The sequence below is a fragment of the Dietzia massiliensis genome, from assembly GCF_018390595.1.
Classification (GTDB): Bacteria; Actinomycetota; Actinomycetes; order Mycobacteriales; family Mycobacteriaceae; genus Dietzia; species Dietzia massiliensis.
Genome location: NZ_JAHBAV010000116.1, coordinates 1 through 2084 on the forward strand (window position 1 = coordinate 1; position 2084 = coordinate 2084).

The 2084-nt window shown below is 70.6% G+C and carries 3 protein-coding genes; all 3 read left to right on the forward strand.

The genetic code is table 11. The features are described 5' to 3' along the window. The first annotated feature begins 179 nt into the window (after nucleotides 1-179). Entirely contained in the window at nucleotides 180-656 is a 477-nt protein-coding gene (mraZ, locus tag KHA85_RS16335) for a division/cell wall cluster transcriptional repressor MraZ (protein WP_007629002.1), read from the forward strand. A gap of 172 nt (nucleotides 657-828) precedes the next feature. Then, nucleotides 829-1851, forward strand: coding sequence for a 16S rRNA (cytosine(1402)-N(4))-methyltransferase RsmH (gene rsmH, locus KHA85_RS16340; protein ID WP_213186613.1), 1023 nt, complete (start codon nucleotides 829-831; stop codon nucleotides 1849-1851). Next, nucleotides 1848-2084, forward strand: a 237-nt coding sequence (locus KHA85_RS16345) for a hypothetical protein (protein ID WP_213186614.1), incomplete at its 3' end; no start/stop codon positions are given. The genes rsmH and KHA85_RS16345, both read left to right, overlap by 4 nt.

The window sequence follows — 2084 nt, forward strand, 5'->3', positions numbered from 1 at the left end:
GAGATGTCTCGTGGGCTCGGCGGCAGGGGGTCGGCCGCGTCGACGAGGCGGAAACCGTCTGAAGTGCAGTGATGTAAGACGGTGGGGAGAAGTGGGGCGCAAGCCTTGTTTGTGGGGCGTTGTGGGGTACAGTGGGGCACGCAAGGAGCTCGATGGGCCTGGACCCCAGGAGGTGGCGGGTGACCGACACCGATCCCGTCGACTCCGGACGCGAACGAGCCTTCGTCGGGTACGGGACCCACCGACCCAAGCTCGACGACAAGGGGCGGCTGACGATCCCCGCCAGATTCAGGCCCGGCCTGGCGGACGGGGTGGTGGTGTGTGGGTGGTTCACCAACACACTCTCGGTCTTCCCTGAGGACGAGTTCGACGCGCTGGTCAGAAAGGTCCGGCCGACCGCCAACCTCAGCGAGAGGCACATGGCGTTCTTCCGGCTCCTGGTGAGCGGCGCGGAAGTCCAACAACTGGACTCGCAGGGACGGATCTCCATCCCCGCGAGTCAGCGGAACTACGCGGGTCTGGACAAGGACTGCGTCGTCAACGGCCTCGGGGAGCGTCTCGAGGTCTGGGACGCCGAGGCGTGGGACCGCTACAGCGCGGAGAACCTACCCGTGTTCTCCGAGATGGAGGGCACCTCGCTCGGGATCGAGTTCTGATCCCGGGAGAGGGAGGACGAGAACGCACACGAGAGCACGACGGACGGAGCCCCCCGGCCCCTGCCCGGCACCACCCTGACGTACTTCCCCAACGCCAGGTGGGTACCGGACGGGGACCAGGGGGCTCCACCACAACCGCCGGAGCACCGACGACCGGACGCGAGGAGGCGAGATGGCAGAACGGCCCGATGCCGATCGCGACGCCACGCGCTCCGGGCACGTCCCCGTCTTCCTCGAGCGCACGATCGAGCTCTTCCGACCCGTCGTCGAAGCCGCCGCGGAGGAGGGGCGCGCTCCCGTCATCGTGGACGGCACCCTCGGTCTCGGCGGACACTCCTCCCACCTGCTGGCCGAGTTCGGCGAGCTGCGTGTGCTCGGCGTGGACCGTGACCCCGAGGCGCTCGACATGGCGACCCGCAGGCTCACCGCCTACCGCGACCGCTTCACGCCCGTCCACGCCCGCTTCGACGATTTCGACAGTGTCATCGCGGCGCTGCCCCCGGACGCGCGCGACGACGCCGGCCCGGCGATCGACGGCATCCTCCTCGACTTCGGCGTCTCCTCGATGCAGCTCGACGTCGCCGAGCGCGGTTTCGCGTACTCGGTGGACGCGCCGCTCGACATGAGGATGGACCCCACCACCGGGCCGACCGCCGCCGACATCCTCGCCGAGTACCCGCGCGACGAGCTCGCCCGGATCCTGCGGGTGTACGGCGAGGAGCGCTTCGCCCGGCAGATCGCGGCCGCGATCGTCCGTCGGCGCGACACCGATCCCATCGTCACCAGTTCCCAGCTGGTCGAACTGCTCTACGACACGATCCCCCAGGGCGCCCGCCGGACCGGTGGGCATCCGGGCAAGCGGGTGTTCCAGGCCCTGCGTATCGAGGTCAACGCCGAACTCGAGGCCGTCGAGAACGCCGTGCCCGGCTACCTCGACCTCCTTCGGCTCGGCGGTCGTGCGGTCTTCATGGCGTACCACTCTCTCGAGGACAAGATCGTCAAGCGCGAACTCGCGACCCGCACCGCCTCCCGCACCCCGGCGGGCCTGCCGGTGGAGCTGCCCGGCCACGGCCCAGAGTTCGAGGCCGTCACCAGGGGAGCGGAGAAAGCCTCACAGGAGGAGATCGACCACAACCCGCGCTCGGCCTCGGTCCGGGTGCGCTGCGTCCGGCGTATCGACGGGAGAACCCCATGACGAGCACGATCGACACGCCCGGCACCGTTGACGGGCTCGACACCCGCCCGGCCCCCGGCCCGGACGCCGACGCCCCGGCCGGGGCGGGACGGGCCGTCGGCCTCCGACGCAGGCCGGTCACGCGCTCCGTCCGCGGCCGTCGCACCGTGGTCGTCCCCGCGGAACGTCTGAGCCCGGCGGAGCTGGCCGCCAGGGTGCCCTTCGTCGTCGTCCTCCTCCTCCTCATCGGCGCC